Source organism: Bacillus sp. TCT6 (assembly GCF_056033845.1).
In genome coordinates, this window is record NZ_JBVYHX010000001.1 from 4385065 (window position 1) to 4404528 (window position 19464).

At 37.8% G+C, this 19464-nt stretch carries 19 protein-coding genes and 1 other annotated feature; of the genes, 6 read left to right on the forward strand and 13 right to left on the reverse strand.

The features are described 5' to 3' along the window. Window positions 1-40 precede the first annotated feature (40 nt). Window positions 41-226, forward strand: a complete 186-nt coding sequence (locus AC0ONG_RS22455; RefSeq protein WP_000038780.1) for a macro domain-containing protein — start codon at window positions 41-43, stop codon at window positions 224-226. Window positions 227-323: 97 nt separating this feature from the next. Then, complete coding sequence (locus AC0ONG_RS22460) at window positions 324-746, forward strand: pyrophosphohydrolase domain-containing protein (RefSeq protein ID WP_001262632.1); 423 nt, start codon at window positions 324-326, stop codon at window positions 744-746. Window positions 747-789: 43 nt separating this feature from the next. On the opposite strand, the gene AC0ONG_RS22465 is transcribed toward AC0ONG_RS22460, so the two are convergent. The 11 genes from AC0ONG_RS22465 to AC0ONG_RS22515 all read right to left on the reverse strand — a co-directional run bounded on the left by AC0ONG_RS22465 (window position 790) and on the right by AC0ONG_RS22515 (window position 13383). Further along, window positions 790-1743 carry a hypothetical protein gene (locus tag AC0ONG_RS22465; protein WP_474204122.1) on the reverse strand — a complete coding sequence of 318 codons (954 nt, stop codon included), beginning with the start codon at window positions 1741-1743 and terminating at the stop codon, window positions 790-792. A 203-nt stretch (window positions 1744-1946) separates the two neighbouring features. Further along, on the reverse strand, window positions 1947-4355 hold the full coding sequence (gene leuS / locus AC0ONG_RS22470) for a leucine--tRNA ligase (protein WP_000009441.1): 2409 nt from the start codon (window positions 4353-4355) through the stop codon (window positions 1947-1949). A 65-nt stretch (window positions 4356-4420) separates the two neighbouring features. Continuing rightward, window positions 4421-4640: a binding site (T-box leader), on the reverse strand. 187 nt (window positions 4641-4827) lie between these two features. Further along, window positions 4828-6021: an MDR family MFS transporter gene (locus AC0ONG_RS22475; RefSeq protein WP_001137549.1), complete on the reverse strand. Its 1194-nt coding sequence runs from the start codon at window positions 6019-6021 to the stop codon at window positions 4828-4830. A 239-nt stretch (window positions 6022-6260) separates the two neighbouring features. Continuing rightward, window positions 6261-7484: a cation:proton antiporter gene (locus AC0ONG_RS22480; protein ID WP_000380177.1), complete on the reverse strand. Its 1224-nt coding sequence runs from the start codon at window positions 7482-7484 to the stop codon at window positions 6261-6263. A gap of 3 nt (window positions 7485-7487) precedes the next feature. Beyond that, window positions 7488-7985: a cation:proton antiporter regulatory subunit gene (locus AC0ONG_RS22485; protein WP_001026053.1), complete on the reverse strand. Its 498-nt coding sequence runs from the start codon at window positions 7983-7985 to the stop codon at window positions 7488-7490. A gap of 34 nt (window positions 7986-8019) precedes the next feature. After that, window positions 8020-8586, reverse strand: a complete 567-nt coding sequence (locus AC0ONG_RS22490) for a tyrosine-type recombinase/integrase (RefSeq protein WP_000454200.1) — start codon at window positions 8584-8586, stop codon at window positions 8020-8022. Between the two features lie 348 nt (window positions 8587-8934). Continuing rightward, a complete protein-coding gene (locus AC0ONG_RS22495) occupies window positions 8935-10785 on the reverse strand; it encodes an FtsX-like permease family protein (protein WP_000897786.1) in 1851 nt (616 codons plus the stop codon). Window positions 10786-10801: 16 nt separating this feature from the next. Further along, window positions 10802-11563, reverse strand: a complete 762-nt coding sequence (locus AC0ONG_RS22500) for an ABC transporter ATP-binding protein (RefSeq protein WP_000165855.1) — start codon at window positions 11561-11563, stop codon at window positions 10802-10804. Between the two features lie 232 nt (window positions 11564-11795). Further along, a complete protein-coding gene (locus tag AC0ONG_RS22505) occupies window positions 11796-12818 on the reverse strand; it encodes a DUF418 domain-containing protein (protein ID WP_474204129.1) in 1023 nt (340 codons plus the stop codon). 136 nt (window positions 12819-12954) lie between these two features. After that, window positions 12955-13104 carry a hypothetical protein gene (locus AC0ONG_RS22510; protein ID WP_001129340.1) on the reverse strand — a complete coding sequence of 50 codons (150 nt, stop codon included), beginning with the start codon at window positions 13102-13104 and terminating at the stop codon, window positions 12955-12957. A gap of 15 nt (window positions 13105-13119) precedes the next feature. Beyond that, window positions 13120-13383, reverse strand: a complete 264-nt coding sequence (locus tag AC0ONG_RS22515; protein ID WP_000840869.1) for a YtzC family protein — start codon at window positions 13381-13383, stop codon at window positions 13120-13122. 111 nt (window positions 13384-13494) lie between these two features. Here AC0ONG_RS22515 and mnmL point away from each other — a divergent pair, with 111 nt between their 5' ends. The 4 genes from mnmL (at window position 13495) to AC0ONG_RS22535 (ending at window position 17474) form a co-directional block, all read left to right on the forward strand. Then, on the forward strand, window positions 13495-14454 hold the full coding sequence (gene mnmL, locus AC0ONG_RS22520) for a tRNA modification radical SAM protein MnmL/YtqA (protein WP_000868035.1): 960 nt from the start codon (window positions 13495-13497) through the stop codon (window positions 14452-14454). Continuing rightward, window positions 14451-15023 (forward strand): tRNA 5-(aminomethyl)-2-thiouridylate-methyltransferase MnmM, encoded by a 573-nt coding sequence (mnmM, locus tag AC0ONG_RS22525; protein WP_000764475.1) that lies wholly within the window; start codon window positions 14451-14453, stop codon window positions 15021-15023. Before mnmL ends, mnmM begins: the two co-directional genes overlap by 4 nt. A gap of 355 nt (window positions 15024-15378) precedes the next feature. After that, on the forward strand, window positions 15379-16053 hold the full coding sequence (locus AC0ONG_RS22530; protein ID WP_000579346.1) for an aspartate/glutamate racemase family protein: 675 nt from the start codon (window positions 15379-15381) through the stop codon (window positions 16051-16053). 119 nt (window positions 16054-16172) lie between these two features. After that, window positions 16173-17474, forward strand: a complete 1302-nt coding sequence (locus tag AC0ONG_RS22535; RefSeq protein WP_413790456.1) for a PepSY-associated TM helix domain-containing protein — start codon at window positions 16173-16175, stop codon at window positions 17472-17474. Window positions 17475-17511: 37 nt separating this feature from the next. Here the strand turns inward: AC0ONG_RS22535 and AC0ONG_RS22540 are convergent, their stop codons facing one another. Both AC0ONG_RS22540 and AC0ONG_RS22545 read right to left on the reverse strand, forming a co-directional pair. After that, a complete protein-coding gene (locus AC0ONG_RS22540) occupies window positions 17512-18576 on the reverse strand; it encodes a tetraprenyl-beta-curcumene synthase family protein (protein WP_001102476.1) in 1065 nt (354 codons plus the stop codon). A gap of 40 nt (window positions 18577-18616) precedes the next feature. Next, a complete protein-coding gene (locus AC0ONG_RS22545; protein WP_017763680.1) occupies window positions 18617-19420 on the reverse strand; it encodes an alpha/beta hydrolase in 804 nt (267 codons plus the stop codon). Window positions 19421-19464: the final 44 nt, after the last annotated feature.

Here is a 19464-nt window from a genome sequence, read left to right on the forward strand (position 1 = left end):
TATTATCAAATAGAGAGAGAAGATATTTATGGGGGAGCTTATGTCTAAAAAATTAGTAAAGCCTATTTTAAATGGTATTTTATTTCTCGGCGTCTTTTTATTTGCTCATACATACTTAAAAAATGTTTCCTTCACACGTTATTTACTTGTCGTTATACCAATGTTACTCGTCGGTATTTTTGGCATCGATCTTATTTTATCCCTTTTAATAAAAAAAGAAGAATAACAAGCGAACATCTTATTTCGATAAGATGTTCTTTTCATTTCATAATCACCTTATGTTACAATGAAATTCGGCAGAAAACGAGAAAGGATGAAACAACATGGCAAACGAAAAAGGTTTAGATAAAGGATTCGAACTTGTTGCAAAAATGCATGAAGAGTTCGGACATCCTGTGAAAAATACTCCAACAAAACTAACAGAAGAGCGTGCAAAAATTCGTGCAAGTTTTATGCAAGAAGAGCTAGAAGAATTTCTAGAAGCAACGACTGTTGAAGATCAATACGATGCACTGATTGACCTTATTTACTTTGCATTCGGAACGTTTGCCGAAATGGGCGTACGTCCTGATAAAGGATTTGAAATTGTAAATAACGCAAACATGGCAAAACTATTCCCTGATGGAAAACCCCGATTCCGTGAAGGCGATGGCAAAATTCTAAAACCAGAAGGCTGGCAAGCACCAGAACCACAACTTCGTGCTGAAATCGAACGTCAGCGCAAAGAAGCTGAAAAAAACTGCTAGGATTTCCTAGCAGTTTTTTATTATGTCTTTTTTCTGCAATTCATTAATGACCCACGTGTCCCGCGTGTCCTGCTGCTCCACTAATGCTAGCTGCTCCTGCCGCTGCCCCTGCTGCTCCTGCTCCAATTCCACCTGCCCAAGGAGAAGATTGTTGCTGTTGATATTGTTGGTATTGTTGGTGCTGTTGGTGCTGTTGGTGCTGTTGACCATGTTGGCCTTGATGACCGTGTTGACCGTGGTGACCGTGGTGACCTTGGTGACCTTGGTGACCTTGGTGGCCTTGGTGGCCTTGGTGGCCGTGATGGCCTTGATGGCCTTGATGGCCTTGATGGCCTTGATGGCCTTGATGGCCTTGGTGAGTTTGATAAAGAACAGCTTGCGGATGAATGTGGTGGTGACCGTGGTGATGTACTTGTTGTTGATGACCGTGGTGACCTTGGTCATGATGGTGTCCATGATGACCGTGGTGACCTTGGTGATGATGATGTCCATGATGACCGTGGTGACCTTGGTGATGATGATGTCCATGATGACCGTGGTGACCTTGGTGATGATGGTGTCCATGATGACCATGTTGGCCTTGATGATGGTGATGTCCATGATGACCGTGAACAACTTGCGGATACCCACCTATTCCTCCAGCTACAACACCCACTCCCGGTACCGGGAATCCTGTCTGCACTCCTCCAACGAAAGAAGGAAATGTAGTTGGTGCTCCTACTGGAAATCCTGTCTGTACGCCAGCTACTGATGTCGGAAATCCTCCTGTTACTGTAGGCATTCCACCCCCTGATGTCGAAAAGCCCCCCATTGATGTAGGCATTCCAGTTTGCATGCCAGCTACCGATGTTTGGAACCCTCCTGCTGCTCCACCCATCCAGCTCGGAATTCCACCGTATCCTTGTTGGCCAGCCCCTCCCATTAACATCATTTGTTCATAACTATCCGATTCACCTCCGAAGAAGCCATGTGGTGCATTATTGTCCATCCCTTTCATTCCTTTCACCTCTTCTACTCAATTTAGCCTACCTTTTTTATCATATTTCCTATAGAAAAATAGGTGTTTGTCTGTATGGGAATTCCGCTCTTTTATTTATACGTAGTGGAATAATTGAAAACTTAGACTAAAGTGATTCAAAGATTATTTTCTACACAAAAAAGCTCAGAGCACAAATGCTCTGAGCTTTTATTTAGAATGAATTAGTTTGCAACAACGTTAACAAGTTTTCCAGGAACAACAATTACTTTACGAACTGTTTTCCCTTCAATTTGGTCTTGAATTGCTTCAAGTGCAAGTTGTTCCATTTCTTCTTTTGATGCGTCTTTACTCATTGTTAGTTTTGCGCGAACTTTACCCATAACTTGAACAACGATTTCAACTTCATCTTCTACAAGTTTAGACTCATCAAATATTGGCCAGCTTGCATATGTGATTGTTTCATTATATCCAAGTTTGCTCCATAGCTCTTCCCCGATGTGAGGTGCAACTGGTGCGATCATTTTTACGAAACCTTCTACATATTCTTTCGGAAGTGTTTCAGCTTTGTATGCATCATTGATGAATACCATCATTTGAGAAATCGCTGTGTTGAAGCGAAGCTCTGCATAGTCTTCTGTTACTTTCTTCACTGTTTGGTGGTAAGCTTTTTCAAGCTCTTTATTTGGTGCGTCAGTAATTTTCTCACTTAATTCACCGTTATCTTGAACGAATAGACGCCATACGCGGTCTAGGAAACGACGAGCTCCGTCAAGACCATTTTCAGACCAAGCGATTGAAGCATCTAATGGTCCCATGAACATTTCGTATAGACGAAGTGTATCTGCACCGTGGCTTGCTACGATATCATCAGGGTTTACAACGTTACCTTTTGATTTACTCATTTTCTCGTTGTTTTCACCTAAAATCATACCTTGGTTGAATAATTGTTGGAACGGCTCTTTCGTTGGAACTACCCCGATATCGTATAATACTTTATGCCAGAAACGAGCATATAGTAGGTGAAGTACAGCATGCTCTGCTCCGCCGATATAAATATCAACTGGAAGCCATTGTTTTACTTTTTCAGGATCTACAAGTGCTTCGCTATTGTTTGGATCGATGTAACGTAGGTAATACCAGCAGCTACCAGCCCATTGTGGCATTGTATTTGTTTCACGACGACCTTTTTTACCAGTCTCAGGATCAACAACATTTACCCACTCGTCAATGTTAGCAAGTGGTGATTCACCTGTACCTGAAGGACGGATGTTTTCTGTTTTCGGAAGAACTAATGGTAATTCTTCTTCCTTCACAGCTGTCATTGTCCCATCTTCCCAGTGAATTACCGGAATTGGCTCACCCCAGTAACGTTGACGGCTGAATAACCAGTCACGCAGACGGTACGTTACTTTTTGATTTCCTGCGCTCGTTACTTCAAGCCATTCAATCATTTTTGCGATTGCTTCTTCTTTATTTAATCCATCAAGGAATGCTGAGTTTACGTGTGCACCATCACCTGTGTACACTTCTTTCGTAATATCTCCGCCTTTTACAACTTCCTTCATCGGAAGATTGAATACTGATGCGAATTCATAGTCACGCTCATCATGAGCTGGAACTGCCATTACGGCACCTGTTCCGTAAGTTGCAAGAACATAGTCAGCAATCCAGATTGGTAATTTCTCACCGTTTACTGGGTTAACTGCGTAAGCACCAGTGAATACACCAGTTTTCTCTTTCGCAAGTTCTGTACGCTCTAGGTCACTCTTCATTTTTACAGCGTTAATGTAAGCTTCTACCGCTTCTTTTTGTTCTGCTGTTGTAATTTCTGCAACAAGTGCATGTTCCGGAGCTAGTACACAGTATGTTGCACCAAATAGTGTATCAGGGCGCGTTGTGAATACTGTGAACTTCTCGTCTGTACCATCGATATTGAAGTGTACTTCTGCACCTTCAGAACGACCGATCCAGTTACGTTGCATATCTTTTAAGCTTTCTGGCCAATCAAGCTCATCTAGATCTTCTAATAGACGATCTCCGTAAGCTGTAATTTTTAACATCCACTGTCTCATCGGACGACGCTCAACTGGATGTCCACCACGCTCACTCTTACCGTCAATGATTTCTTCATTTGCAAGTACTGTACCAAGTGCTGGACACCAGTTTACAGGTACTTCATCAACGTAAGCTAAGCCTTTTTCAAATAGTTTTAAGAAGATCCATTGTGTCCACTTATAGTAGTTTGGATCTGTTGTATTTACTTCACGGTCCCAATCATAAGAGAAACCTAGTGATTTAATTTGGTTACGGAACGTATTAATATTATGCTCTGTAAATTCAGCTGGGCTATTTCCAGTATCAAGTGCATATTGCTCTGCTGGAAGACCAAATGCATCCCATCCCATTGGATGAAGAACGTTATACCCTTGCATACGCTTCATACGAGATAAAATATCTGTCGCTGTATAACCTTCTGGATGTCCTACGTGTAGGCCTGCACCTGATGGATATGGGAACATATCTAGTGCATAAAATTTTGGTTTTTCTGTCTCATCTGGCGTACGGAATGTTTTATTCTCTTCCCAGTACCCTTGCCACTTCTTCTCAATATCTTGATGATTAAAGCTCATGAGATACCCTCCTTGAAATTCTATTTATTTTCACCGCCCAAAATACAAAAAACCTCTCATCCCTAGAAAGGGACGAGAGGTTATAGATTCCCGCGGTACCACCCTAAATTAATGTAAAAATATACATTCGCTTAGATCCGTAACGTGGATTAACGGCAATTGCTACTATTAGTTTCACAACTGCAACTCAAAGGCGAGTTCATAACGAAACGTGGATTGACTTGCACCGACCGTCAACTCTCTAAACCAGCTTCTATTACTACTACTCCTTCTCACTGTTATTACACATATGAGTTAATGTGAACTACCCTCCACTTAGTATCTCTAAAAAGCTTACTTAAAGCGGGGCTTCTCGGTTAATCGTTACTTTTAATAACTAACGAATTCGTCTTAAGACAGCCGAGCTATCTCCCTTGTTCTAAAGGTTGTTTTATTTAAATATATTCTAAAACATGTTACATGTTCCGTCAAACTAAACTGCAATTTTTTCTTCAACTGTTTCTTCTACTTTTACTCGTTTATCATACATGCTCGTTGCTATAAGCGCTACTACAAGCATTACCATGATTGCTATAAACAATACTTCCATATTGTATAAATCAACAATCGCTCCGCCAACGACCGGCCCGAACATTTTCCCTACAGTCGCCGCGCTATTTACAACACCTTGATAAAAACCTAGTTTATCTTTTGGTGCAAGTATATTTGCAATCGTCGGAACTGCTGGCCACACAAATAATTCACCGATTGTTAATGTTACCATCGCAACGAGGAACATCGTAAATTGCTGCGCTTGACTTAACACAATGAATGACGCCGCAAAAATGAAGATTCCAATCATAATTTGCTGTTTTAAAGAACGCTTCATCCAGCGAATTAGCATACTAACAAGTGGCTGCGCACAAACAATCATAGCTCCATTTATCGTCCATAATAAACTATAATGACGAAGGCTAATATTCAATTCTTGCATATGTGTTGCAATCGCTCCTTGCCACTGTACGTATGTAACCCAGCATAAAGCATATGCTACACACACGATCAGAAGTGCTTTAAATCCAGGTGTAAGTGACCAACCTTTTTTCGTTTCGATTTCCTTTTGCACTCCTGGCTCTTTCTTGTCTTCCATACCACGGAATCCAATAAAAGCAATTAAGAAGAAAACAAAATATAAAATAAAATTCGCTAAGAAAATATAATCAAAACGATATGATGCAACTAATCCACCACACGCTGTTCCAATCGCAATACCAACATTTTGTCCAACGTACATCGCATTAAATGCCCGTCTTCCGCCCTCTGGCCAAACCGTACCAACCATCGCATACATCGATGGGAAGACCATTCCAGAACCGAAGCCGATTAACGCTAGCCACACAACATATAACGGCCAACCGTGGAAGAACACAAGACCTAAAATTGATACAAGTGTAATAACAATTCCTACTAAAGTTGATTTATAACCGCCCCATTTATCAAATAAAACACCGCCGAGCAAGTTTCCGATTACACCAGTAAGCGAGTTGATCATTAATACCATTCCGGCCACAGATAAAGATTTTCCTAGGTGATCATGCAAATAAATTGTATTAAAAGGCCATAAAAAAGAAGCACCCGTGACATTAATAATCATCCCAGCTACTAATAGCCATACTTTCCTTGGCATAGTTTCCCCTCCTATTCTATTTTTTTCGTTCATATATATAACAGTAAAATTGTAGTCGTTTTTAAATAGGAAGGCAACTGATTAATAGTTGATGAAATTCAGATAATGGTTCATCGGTAAATGAAATTATACTGATCCCTGTTTGAAAATATATTGACTTACCGACAAAAACGACATCAGTAACAATATATAAATAAGGGGAGACTGTATGAACTTCATACAGTCTCCCCTTATTTATATTATCCAACTTCTTTTTCTCGCTTCGCACGTTCTTTAGCGCTCCATTTAAATATTTTATCTAATACGGAATATATTCTCCCAGATTCTTTCGTTAACAAAGGTCCTAACGATGCCAATATTAAAACATACAGGGCTGAGAATGGTTTAATCGTTGCCATTAAGCCGCCCGCAATTCCAATATTCGCGACGATAATGGAAAACTCTCCGCGTGATACAAGTGTTAAACCAATATTCGTAGAAGCCTTATGCGATAATCCCGCTTTACGCCCCGCAACCATTCCAGCGGTAAAATTACCGATAAGAGTAATAAAAACTGCTCCTAATGCCAACCACACTGCTCCTCCAAGTGAAAATGGATCTATACTTAAACCGAAGCTGAAAAAGAATATAGCTCCAAAGAAATCACGAAACGGAACAACGAGCTGTTCAATTCGATCACTATGCTCCGTTTCTGAAAAGACGAGTCCTAGTAATAATGCTCCAATCGCCTCTGCAACATGAATCGTTTCTGAAAATCCTGCTACAAAGAACAAAATAGCGAATATTACAATAATAAAAATTTCATTGGACGAAATATCTAACATTTTATTTAAAAACCTTGTAGCTTTTCTAGCAACTACAAAGAATAGTAACATATACCCTACTGCGATTAAAATGGATGTGAGAGCACCTACAAATGACGTTGCCCCTCCGAGTACTAATCCTGAAACGACTGATAAATATACCGCTAAAAAGATATCGTCAAACATAATGATTCCTAAAATTAGTTCCGTCTCTTTATTACCAGATCTTCTTAAATCAACAATTACTTTCGCAACAATTGCACTCGATGAAATTGTTATGATCCCAGCAATAATTAATGTTTCTAATAAGGGGAAACCCATTATATATCCGTAAAGTAAACCTAATATAAAATTAAGCGATATATGAACAGTTCCCCCAAAAGCAATTGATTTTCCTGATTTAATTAATTTTTTAATTGAGAATTCTAAGCCTAAATAGAATAAGAGGAATATAACGCCAACACGGCCAAGGAAGGAAATAACTTCTCCGCTTTCAATAAATCTTAAATCGATAAGCCCTAAATCTGGGGCATGAGGCCCCACTAGCATACCGAGTATAATGAGAAACGGAATAATCGAGAACTTTAACTTTGCAGCGAGAATAGCTGCAAAAGCGACTAATACTAACGCAGTCCCAACTTCAAAGATTAAAGTATCCATCGATTATGAATCCCCTCCTACTGAAAGCAACTCATTAATAATTCTTTTTACTTCATGTCTTTCACCTGATAATACAAGCATATCGCCAGCTTCAATGATAGAATCTGGGCCTGGATTAAAGAACTTCTTCATATTCTTTTTCAAAATGGCAATAATCGTTACATTATATGTGTTTCGGACATGTAAACTACCAATTGTTTTTTGTACGACTGGTGCATTATTTTCCACCTTAAACCACTCAATTGATAATCCTTCAAAGGCCATTTCAATCGTATCTAAAGCTTGTGGCCTATACACCATTCCGCCCAATATAGCTGCAATTTGTCTCGCTTCGGAATCACGAAGAGAGACGCTTGAAATACTCTCCTCATGATCAGCATCAAAATGGTACATTTCTCTTCGGCCATCATCATGAATAACGATAACCATCTTTTCATTACCTTTTGTAATCACTTCAAACTTACATCCAATACCTGGCAGTTCACTCTCTCTAATATTCATATTTTCCGCCTCCTAATTTTTTTAGTTACGGCTTTTATAAATCGACATCAATCTCCGTTTTAAAGGTCTCATCCTTTGAGATACCTAAATACTTTAGCGTCTCTGATGGAGTCGCGTGATGAAAATGTTTTTGCAATAGCGCAATCGCTATCCCTCTTTTGTACGCATGAAATCCAAACGTTTTTCGCATTGAATTCGTTCCGATCTTACCAACAACTCCAACTGCTTCTGCAGCATTATGAATTACACGATACGCTTGTTGGCGCGTAATTGAATTTGGCGTTTTATTAGATTGAAATACGTAATTTTCTCTTTTAACGCCAATAGATTGTACGTAATCTAAAAGCGCTTCTTTTACTTTTGTATTTAAATAAATATCTTGTTTAAATTTTTCATCTTTCACAGGAAGAGAATAAAACTCTTTAACAGTCCCGTCTTCATTTAATACATCTTCAAATTTCATGCCAAGTAGTTCTGTAATTTTTAATCCTGTGTTAATTCCAATAACAAATAAAAGATAGTCTCGCTGGGAGTGCTCTTTTAAATATTTTTTCATAGCCTCAATTTGGCTTATATCTTTTAATGCCTCTACAACTTCCATACATGTATTCTCCTCATCTTATGAACGGTAATTTTCTCATCATGTTGTCCATTTTACCTTATCATGCTATGAGATTTCCATGTATTATCCATTATTTTCACAATATACTTTTGTGATCCAAGCAATTTTCAATTTGGAAATTTACGATTGTACAAATACGTTGTGGTTAGAAAAGAAATAGGGGATAAAAGTTCAGCTTCTTTCTATAGATTGGATTCCTCCTTTCCTTATCCAGCTGCTTCTACTTTTATATTACGTTACTTATTTACATTATATTATATATTTCAGTAACATTAAAGTATTTTTTCTGAAAATAATAAAAACCGAGCAATTTCGCTCGGTTTTTTATTAATCTTCTTTCGGAAGAACAATTCCTTTATACAATTGAACTGTAATAAGGTAATAAATCGTGTAAATAACTACGAAAATTACGATTGGTATCCAAATACGGAAGTACGGATCGACTAAAATAAATCCGAAAATATTCATACCAACTAATACGTGAGCGATACCCACAATTGCTGGGAATAAGAATACTAAGAATAACTCTTTATAAATTGATTTCGTTAATAATTCACGGCGTACACCGATTTTACGAAGCATTTGATAACGCGTAATATCTTTTGATGCACCAGAAAGAATTTTGAACATAAGACAGCTTGCCATCATTGCTAAGAAAGCAATTCCAAGGAAGAAGCCCATAAACACTGTTCCGCTCGCAACACCGTAGAACATGTCATACACTTGATATTTACTACTCATTTGCTCAGCTTTTACATTTTTATATTTAGCTAGCTGCAACTCGTCAATTTTTTTCCATTCTTTTGTGTATGCTACGAAATCGTCTGTTTTTCCAGTAAATACGATTCCTTCTTTACCATTTACAGTATCGTACATTTTTTGATCTACAACTTTAATGGCACGATCTTGGTATATATAATATGGTTGGATTGTTCTAAATGCCTCATCCCATTCTTCCGGCATTGTTTTTTCATTTTTATCTTGTTCTGACCTCACTCCTGCTACTGTACCTACTGGAGCTTCTCCTGAAACTTCTTTATATTTACCGAAACTTTCTTTACCTACACCATCTCGAATAAATGGCTTATGTTTCTCTAAATCTTCTTTTACATAATAAATATATTTGTCGTCTACTTTATAACGGTACTCAGCTTTATTTTTAAATGATATACCATCTAAAATTTTCTTCTCTTCAGCTGTAGGATTATGAACAATTGAATCGTAAATTTCAAATCCATCAACCGTTTTTATAACGTTATTTTTAAATGCCATACCACCTGAAATTGCACCAGCTCCAAGAGCAACTAACATCGCTACTGTTGCAAGTACCTTTGTTAAGCTATTAATACGGAAATTTAATTGTGCAAATGTAAAAGCATTAAGTCCTTTTTCACTACGCTTTTTATTACTCTTTAACTTTTTAATAATAACTGGAAGGAGTGATCCAAATAGCATATAAGTACCTGCTGTTGTTGTAACTAATGCAATAAGGATTCCCATTTCTCTTAATGTTTCCATATTAATCATAGCTGCATAACCAATACCTAATAAAATAACCGCTAGGAATGCAACTAAACCTGTCATTTTTCCTTTTACCACAACACGTTCTGTTTGTGCATCTGCATGTACAAGTTGCAGTACAGAAATACGTGATAATTTAATACTGTTCATAATTGCTGATAATACAAATAGCGCAAAGAAGAAGATGCAAGTAACAGTCATAGATGGCAGGTAAAATGCTTTATAGCCTTCACCAGCAAATTCTAATTGTTTCATTAATAATTGTCCGATACCCTCTGCAAGTCCTACACCAACTGTAATACCAATGGCAAGAGACGCAGCGCCTAATACGATCGTTTCAATAAACATAAGTAATGTAACTTTATGCTTTTTTGCTCCTAGCATCATATACATACCGAACTCTTTTTGACGAAGAGATAATAAGAAAGAGTTCGCATATAAAATATAGAAGAACGTTATAATAGCTAGTAAAAATGAACCTGCTTGGAATACGAATCCAATTGATTGAATAACTGAGTTAGATTCGATAAACGCTTTATTCAGCGCTAACGTTTGGAACATGTAAAAAATTGAAATCGACATGACAAGACCGACAAGTAAGACGATATAATCTTTCAGCTTACTTTTCAGCCCCGACATGGAAAGTTTAAATAACATACTGGAACCTCCTTTCTTACGCTTTTTGTGTACCTAAATCTGCAAGTACATCTAAAATTTCTTTGTAGAACTCTTCACGCGTACCACCGCGATGAATTTCTTTATACAGCTCACCATCTTGAATGAATAAAATTCGCTGACAATAACTTGCACTATACGGATCATGTGTAACCATCATAATAGATACGCCTTGTTCTTCATTTAAGTTTGTCATCGCATCAAGTAAACTCGCTGCATTTTTAGAATCAAGTGCTCCTGTTGGCTCGTCCCCTAAAATAATTGCTGGCTCATGCACAAGTGCGCGCGCTGCTGCTGAACGTTGTTTCTGCCCACCAGATACTTCAGATGGATACTTTTGAAGAATTTCTGTAATCCCTAGCATACCCGCTACTTTTTCTACTTTTGGTCCAATGTTACGTGATGAAACACCTTGAAGAGAAAGTGGAAGTGCAATGTTTTCATAAATAGATAAGTTCTCTAATAAGTTGAAGTCTTGGAAAATGAATCCTAACTTTTGTGAACGAAAATCAGAAAGTTCACCTTGCTTCATTTTCGTAATGTCCGTACCCGCAATTTCAACAACGCCGCCCGTTGCTTTATCAAGCGTTGAAATTACATTTAACAATGTCGTTTTACCAGAACCAGATGGCCCCATAATTCCAACAAACTCACCCTCTTGAATTGAGAATGAAACACCTTTTAACGCATGTGATTGGTTCTCACCTTTTTTACCGTACACTTTTTGGACGTTTTTCACGTCTACAACTGGTTTCGTCATATATATCCTCCTACGCTTGTTTTTCCATTACCTATTTTGCGCTTTTTGGAAGTGAACTGCTATTTGTTAACATTACATTTACCTTACACTTTTGTAATATAAAAAAGATGAGTGTGTAAGGTTCGTTGATAAATGAAAATTTTATTAGCGATTCGACAAGTAATATCGACTTACCGAAAAAGATGACAATAAAAATGGGCTGTTCCACAAAAGGAACAACCCACTTCTCTCTTTATTTCTTTAAAGGTGTTACCGTCCAGTAAGTAACAACTCGCCAAATCCATTCTAGTGGACCCATTTTAAAGACCTTCATCCAAATCACGCTAAACAAAATTTGAATTGCATAAATTGCAATACACACATATAACGTCTGCATGTACGTTAAGTTTTCTGCAAAGTTAAATACACTGCCCGCAATTAAAATCATTGCAGTTTGTCCAATATAATTTGTTAAAGCCATTCGTCCATAATATTTCAGTGGTGCTAACAATGTTTGAACCGGTTTTAATTGAAGTAATAAAATTAAAGCTCCAACATAGAAAGCTGAAATAATAGGTCCTACTGTAACACCAATTTTTAAAAATTGGCCTGCAGCATTCATTGTTCCATCATCATTCTCAAGTATCATATTTATAAATGGTTCAGCAGGAATGTGCCCGTATTGATACCATACAGCTACGACACTTAAAACAAACATAACACCTGTAAAAATAGCGACTTTCTTTATATTTTGCGTGAGATTTTCAAATACACGATATTGTCCTGCAGCAAGCCCTAATAAAATTAAGCCAAGTGGTAATAACTCTTTAATTCCCATTACACTGAAGGTAATTGTCAAAATAAGTCCTAGTACTAAGTTCACTTCTTTTTTCGCTTTATAAAACGGTAAAACGATTAACCCGCAAATTGCGTATAACGCTAATGCTTCTCCAGGCTGAAACATGTGATGAATTAAACCAAAAATAAATAATGCTACTAAGCGACGTAAAAATAAAACATAGCCATTTTTCCCTTTCGCAATCGCTCTTGAAATAAAGATATAGAATCCCACTCCAAATAAGAATGAGAAGATTGAGAAGAAACGACCTTCTACAAATAAATATAAAAATCTTTGATAGCTAGCATCCACTGTATTAGGATCTGGAATTTTAATGTTAAGTAGTGCGAGAATATTTACTAAAATAATCCCTAGTAGTGCAAAGCCACGAATGTAATCTAACTCATCAATTCGCTTGTTTGTAATATTGTTCCCCATAAAGCAACTCCTTGTATAAAATTTAATCCTTCCTTACTCTACTGGAGAAAGTTGCTCACAACTATCGACAAACCTTACAGTAATCTTACATTATTGTCATATAACAAAATAAAACCAGGTCATATTTCGACCTGGTTTACTCTGATTGTTTCGATTTTTGCGGTTGTCCTTTTTTACTATTACGCTGTTTTACTTGAACAATCGGATCAAGCTCATTCGAAAATTCAGCGTTATGTCCATTTTGCGTTTTTTGCTCTGGATTATTTTGATCTGAACGTTTCGCCATTACATTCACTCCTTATTAGTGCGGTGTAATAATCATTTGATGTTGCAATTGGCGAATTGCCATACGCGCTCTATTTAACTGCTCACGTTGCTCATCATTCGCATGTTGTTGCATCGTTTGTAAATCGTTATATGCTTGTTCTAATTGTAACTGCGCATCCGAATACTCCATCGTATTGTAATGCTCTTGTCTCATACCTTGGTCTAATTGTTCTTTCGCATATTCCACCGCTTGTTCCGCTTGTGTAATATACGATTCAAGTGATTGACGCTCTGCCATAATTGTCCCTCCTTGCTTCAATTCCCCTTTAGTGTGTCCCTTCCATCTCTACCTTATGAGTATGTTATAATGGATTTTGTTTCATTTTGACTCGGCTTAGGAGGGAAAGTAATGAAGGTTCAAAACCCTTTTCCATATACAAACGACAATAAACGTTATCATACATGGAATTACCATTTACGAAATGAATTTGGTGAAAAAATCTTTAAAGTTTCATTAGATGCTGGCTTCGATTGCCCGAACCGGGACGGTACAGTTGCTTACGGCGGTTGTACATTTTGCAGTGCTGCCGGATCTGGTGACTTCGCTGGTGATCGCCGCGATGATGTTATAACGCAATATCATGAAATGAAAGAAAAAATGCGCTCAAAGTGGAAAGACGGAAAATGTATCGCTTATTTCCAAGCGTACACAAATACACATGCACCACTTGAAGTTTTAAAAGAAAAATTCGAACCGCTTCTAGCAGAAAAAGACGTTGTCGGTCTTTCTATCGCGACTCGTCCAGATTGCTTACCAGACGATGTCGTTGAATATTTAGCGGACTTAAATAAACGCACATACCTTTGGGTTGAACTCGGTTTACAAACTGTTCACGAACGAACTGCAAACCTTATTAATCGCGCTCATGATTACCCATCTTACGTGGAAGGTGTAAATAAATTACGTAAGCATGGCATTAGAGTTTGCTCTCATATTATTAATGGTCTTCCACTTGAAGATTACGACATGATGATGGAAACAGCTCGTGAAGTAGCAAAGCTTGACGTACAAGGAATTAAAATTCATTTACTTCACTTATTAAAAGGAACGCCAATGGTGAAGCAATATGAAAAAGGACAACTCGAGTTCCTTTCTCTTGAAGATTACGTAAGTCTCGTTGTTGACCAACTTGAAATGATTCCAGAAGACGTAATTGTGCACCGCATCACAGGTGACGGTCCGCCTGATTTAATGATTGGCCCAATGTGGAGCTTAAATAAATGGGAAGTATTAAATTCCATCGATGCAGAATTTGTACGCCGCGGAAGCTGGCAAGGAAAATATGCAAATGAGGAGAAACAAAAATGAAATTAGAACGTGTATTACCGTTTGCTCGCTCGCTTCTGCAAACGGCAGTAAAAGAAGGCGATTACGCTGTAGATGCAACTTTAGGAAACGGCCATGACACTTGCTTCCTAGCTGAAATCGTTGGAGATAGCGGAAAAGTATTTGGATTTGATATTCAAAAAGAGGCAATCGAAAGCTCAACAACTCATCTAAAAGAAAAAGAACTTTTTGAACGTACTGTTTTAGTTCACGATAGTCACGATACTCTTCTATCCGTATTACCAGAAGATGCAAAAGGAAAAGTAACAGGCGCAATTTTCAACTTAGGTTACCTTCCAGGCGGAGACAAGCATATCGTTACAAAACCGAACTCAACAATCTCAGCGATCGAACAACTATTAGAAGTAATGGCACCTGAAGGTATCATCGTTCTTGTCATTTACCACGGACATCCAGAAGGACAAGTAGAACGCGACGCTGTACTTACATTTGCTGAAAAACTAGACCAAAAACAAGCTCACGTACTACGATATGGCTTCATTAACCAGCAAAATAACCCGCCATTTATTGTGGCGATTGAAAAGCGATAAAGTGAAACTTTAATCAGTGGGGGCATCCCCACTGATTATTAGTTGAACCAATCGGGCATTTATGGGCAGTTTATCTCCCACCTAACCTCTTTGCTCCAGGCGAATTTTAAGGTGGGAGTTTTACTGCCCGTTAATGCGGGGGAATATATCAACGATTTTTCAATTATATCTATCGTAACTCGGGATATATCAACGATTTTTTCGATATATCTATCATAACTTACAATATATCAACGATTTCTCGGATATATCGATTGTTCGACAAAACATAACAAAAAAAGACGTGCATTCACTGCACGTTTTTTTGTTATCCTCCTATATAATGGATATATACAATCTTAAAGGAGACAAACCAATGATCGGAATACTAGCAGGAATGGGTCCAAAATCAACTGGACCATTCGTCGATACAGTTGTAGCAAGGTGCCAAACAATATACGGAGCAAAGCATGATATGGACTTTCCTCATATGATGATCTACTCGTGTCCAACACCGTTTTACATGGATCGCCCTATTGATCACGGAGCGATGAAAAAAGCGATTATTGACGGAGCACAAAAACTTGAAAGTACTGGCGTAAGCTTTATTGCCATGCCGTGTAATACGGCGCATCTTTATTTTGAAGAATTACAGCGTTCGCTTTCTATCCCGATTTTAAATATAGTCGATGAAACGTTACAAGCAATTCCTGAAAATACAAAAAGAGTCGCTCTTCTCGCAACAGAAGCAACTGTTCAAGCTAGGATTTACCAAGATGGGATTGCAAAGCGTAATATAGAATACATTCATCATGAAAAATGGCAGGAAAGCATTAATCAAATTATTACTTGCATTAAATCTGGAGAGATTGAAGAAGCTCGCGAATTGTGGAATACGCTCGTTTTACAACTGAGAGATGAAATAGATACTGCAATTATCGCATGCACTGATTTGAATGTAGTGGCTAGTGAGGATTTTGTTGATTCCTCTCAATGTCTTGCTGATGCTGTTGTTGAAATGTATTTATCAAATAAGAAGAAACATTTATAAACGTTGAAACCCCTAAAAACTTTTAACTTTCTTCACAATTCTTTCAAAGTAATCACACTTAATCTCGCTATATTAAATAAGTAGTTATTCATATAGGGAAGGTTAGGGGAACTGAAAGTATGAAAGTAAATCGTTCGCTTCATTACATTTTTTGGCGTTGGCATTTTTATGCTGGACTTTTTATTACGCCGCTTCTTATTACTTTGTCACTGAGCGGAATTGGGTATTTATTTCGGGAGGAAGTTGAAGATTTCATCTATAAAGATTTATATTTTGGAAAGAGCGCTCAAACAGAATCTATTTCGATGGCTGATTCTATTTCCTTAACAGAGAAAAAATATCCACATTATAGCGTGGCGAAAATTAGTGAGTTTAATGGGGATTATAATACGAGACTTACGATTGCAAATGAGTATACTGGGCAACAAAAATATGTGTATTTAGATAGTAATAATCAAATTGTTGAGGATCAAAACGCAAGTGAAACGTTTGCCAATATCATGCGGGAATTACATAGTTCTCTTTTAGTTGGTGGCACTGTCGTCAACTATACTGTAGAACTTGCGGCATGCTGGACAATCTTTTTAATTGTAACCGGATTGTACATGAGTATACGCCAATTCAAAAACACACCATCATCCAATAAGCGAGAAAAGGCAAAAAGACGTCATTCTATTATCGGTATTATATTTACAATTCCTCTCTTTCTGCTAATCGCATCTGGATTGCCATGGTCAGGATTTATGGGGAACCAAATTTATAAAATTGCATCTTCTAATGAATCACTCGGATATCCAAAATTGTACATGGCACCGCCTGAATCAAAGGTAAAAGAATTGCCGTGGGCAACAAGAAAAGAAGCTCCTCCTGAATCGAATTCAAATGAACCGAAAGCAATTTCTGTCGATGAATTACAAAAAGGAATTGAAATAAAGAAGCCATATGTTATTTCACTACCAGCTGATCCGAAAGGTGTATTCACTGTTTCGAAATCGAGCGGTTCTGGTATTACAGGTATGCATGTTGCACCAAGTGAAGAGATAACAGCTTACTTTGATCAATATAGCGGGGAACTCATTTCAAAAACGGACTATCGTGATTATGGATTACTTGCACAATGGTTCACTTACGGCATCCCACTTCACGAAGGACATTTATTCGGATGGCCAAATAAAATATTATGCTTACTAACGACATTATCTCTATTACTTCTTATTTATTACGGAGTAAAAATGTGGTTAGCAAGAAAGCCAAAAGGAAAATTAGCAGCACCTCCAAAGCAAAGAGATAAGAAAAGCGTACTCGTTTTCTTTATCATGATGATTATACTAGGCGCTGTCATGCCTTTATTCGGACTATCTGTTTTAGTTATTTTTGCGATTGAACTTCTCATATATGTATTTTCAAAAATACGATCATAATAAAAAGAAAACCACTCTACATGAGTGGTTTTCTTCATCACTGCGCCATTTTCTTTCGGTACATCTTCCCGTTCCAATAGAAGAATCGTGAAGTGAGGCCTCCGTATTTTACAATGCGCCGTGCCATTTTGTGCATATTCTTTTGTGCTGATACTTTTTGATCTGATAAATAAATACCAAGTAATCCTCGGCTTATGAGACGATGAAACTTCGCATGAGGTAAATCACCAATGCTCTTCTCTGCTTCTTCTACAAAGTGTTTCATACGATCTAATATAGCTTGCTCGTTTTCATAATAACTACAGAAATTCAAATCCCCGCCTATACGGTCTTCTTCTTGATCGATGAAATAATCAAGTAAGATATGAAGTCCTTGTACGTAAGGGAAGTACCCTTGTCTAATTTTCGCAATATCTTCATCATGTAATTCATCATGAAATGCATATGCTACAAGACAGAAAATTCCAAGTGTAGAACCGGCACATGCTGAAAACTCAAACCAACTCATCTCAGGTAAGTTTTCTTTATGTGCTTCAAACCAAGTTTTCAGGCGCGGCTCTCTTTCTTCTAACTTCACGTGTTTATGAATTTGCAAATCACAATAATAACAAGCAAGTTCATGCAGAACAGGAGCAATTTTTTCATAGTGCTTCGTTTTCTTTAAAACATCTTGGCACGTTTCAACAAGTTCATCTAAATAACCACCATCATCTTGATCATCACGATAACGATAATAATTACCGCCACCTTCCACTTCAGGTGATAGTGCCATTAACATTGATTCATGTAGAGCGGCAAAATCATTCGGATCAAGTGATGTACTGCGATCACATAAATTATCTAAATAGTCACTGATTGTTTGATACGCTACGATAAAACGAATACATTCCTCTCGGTGTTCATTTGCTAGCAGCGATAAAATGCCACCACCCTCACAATGAAACGTTTTATGCTCAATACTTGCGATTGCCTGACTATGAAGCTCATCATTCGGAATATGGTAGGCACGCTCTTTCCACATCGCTAGCTCATGGTGTACAACCGGAAACACATCACGGTATACTTTCGCCATGAGCGTTATGGGATTACTCGGTACGTTCACTTCTTCCTTCATCTCCTCTATTAAATGTACAAATAATGATTTATTTGTTTGTTTTTACTATATTATTGACATGTATTTCAGTAAATGACTGAATATAATTCAAAATTTCATCACGCTCATACTCATTTAATAACTCGTGATAACAATTCGGCCATTCTTTATATGCCTTATCACTTATTTTAACATTATCAAACCACATGCGGACACGTGTTTTATCTACAAGTTTATCCTCACATGCTTGCATTAGCAAGAGCGGAACGTCTGGAAAATCGTCTATTTTTTTATGAGCAATTTCGATAGACTTAATCAATTCACTATACCAACGTACTGATACTTTGCGCAAGAACAATGAATCATTCTCCATTGCATCTCTCACTTCATGATTCCTTGTTGACATTTCCACCGTAAGATTCGTTGCAAATTGCAATTTTGGAGCCACAACATTTAATATTTTTGCAGCAAATTGAAGCGGAGCAGAGGGTCCAGTCACTACCCCTAAACAAGGCGAACTCAAAATAATACCCTCTACATCTTCTCTCTTCGTTTCTTGCATCATACGAATGACGATAAGACCACCCATACTATGACCGAATAGAAAAATAGGTAACCTATACTTTCTTGCTTCTTTCACCCATAATTTAACTTCCTCTATGTATTCATCAAATGAATCAATATGTCCTCTATTTCTTGAAGTCGTTCCATGTGACGGAAGGTCCCCCATCACGACGTGGTAGCCGATGTGATTCCACATTTCCGCAACGGCTTCGTAACGTCCGTGATATTCCATTGCGCCGTGCACGATAACAATGACAGCTTTCGCTTCCTCTGCTTCATAATTCCACATATGGACCTCCTCCATTTCACTCTTTCTCATAATTTGATACACTA

Excerpts from the sequence above, each read along its gene's own strand:
- AC0ONG_RS22455 (WP_000038780.1), top strand. The coding sequence starts at position 41 with ATGTCTAAAAAATTAGTAAAGCCTATTTTAAATGGTATTTTATTTCTC.
- AC0ONG_RS22460 (WP_001262632.1), top strand. The coding sequence starts at position 324 with ATGGCAAACGAAAAAGGTTTAGATAAAGGATTCGAACTTGTTGCAAAA.
- AC0ONG_RS22465 (WP_474204122.1), bottom strand. The coding sequence starts at position 1,743 with ATGAAAGGGATGGACAATAATGCACCACATGGCTTCTTCGGAGGTGAA.
- leuS (WP_000009441.1), bottom strand. The coding sequence starts at position 4,355 with ATGAGCTTTAATCATCAAGATATTGAGAAGAAGTGGCAAGGGTACTGG.
- AC0ONG_RS22475 (WP_001137549.1), bottom strand. The coding sequence starts at position 6,021 with ATGCCAAGGAAAGTATGGCTATTAGTAGCTGGGATGATTATTAATGTC.
- AC0ONG_RS22480 (WP_000380177.1), bottom strand. The coding sequence starts at position 7,484 with ATGGATACTTTAATCTTTGAAGTTGGGACTGCGTTAGTATTAGTCGCT.
- AC0ONG_RS22485 (WP_001026053.1), bottom strand. The coding sequence starts at position 7,985 with ATGAATATTAGAGAGAGTGAACTGCCAGGTATTGGATGTAAGTTTGAA.
- AC0ONG_RS22490 (WP_000454200.1), bottom strand. The coding sequence starts at position 8,586 with ATGGAAGTTGTAGAGGCATTAAAAGATATAAGCCAAATTGAGGCTATG.
- AC0ONG_RS22495 (WP_000897786.1), bottom strand. The coding sequence starts at position 10,785 with ATGTTATTTAAACTTTCCATGTCGGGGCTGAAAAGTAAGCTGAAAGAT.
- AC0ONG_RS22500 (WP_000165855.1), bottom strand. The coding sequence starts at position 11,563 with ATGACGAAACCAGTTGTAGACGTGAAAAACGTCCAAAAAGTGTACGGT.
- AC0ONG_RS22505 (WP_474204129.1), bottom strand. The coding sequence starts at position 12,818 with ATGGGGAACAATATTACAAACAAGCGAATTGATGAGTTAGATTACATT.
- AC0ONG_RS22510 (WP_001129340.1), bottom strand. The coding sequence starts at position 13,104 with ATGGCGAAACGTTCAGATCAAAATAATCCAGAGCAAAAAACGCAAAAT.
- AC0ONG_RS22515 (WP_000840869.1), bottom strand. The coding sequence starts at position 13,383 with ATGGCAGAGCGTCAATCACTTGAATCGTATATTACACAAGCGGAACAA.
- mnmL (WP_000868035.1), top strand. The coding sequence starts at position 13,495 with ATGAAGGTTCAAAACCCTTTTCCATATACAAACGACAATAAACGTTAT.
- mnmM (WP_000764475.1), top strand. The coding sequence starts at position 14,451 with ATGAAATTAGAACGTGTATTACCGTTTGCTCGCTCGCTTCTGCAAACG.
- AC0ONG_RS22530 (WP_000579346.1), top strand. The coding sequence starts at position 15,379 with ATGATCGGAATACTAGCAGGAATGGGTCCAAAATCAACTGGACCATTC.
- AC0ONG_RS22535 (WP_413790456.1), top strand. The coding sequence starts at position 16,173 with ATGAAAGTAAATCGTTCGCTTCATTACATTTTTTGGCGTTGGCATTTT.
- AC0ONG_RS22545 (WP_017763680.1), bottom strand. The coding sequence starts at position 19,420 with ATGTGGAATTATGAAGCAGAGGAAGCGAAAGCTGTCATTGTTATCGTG.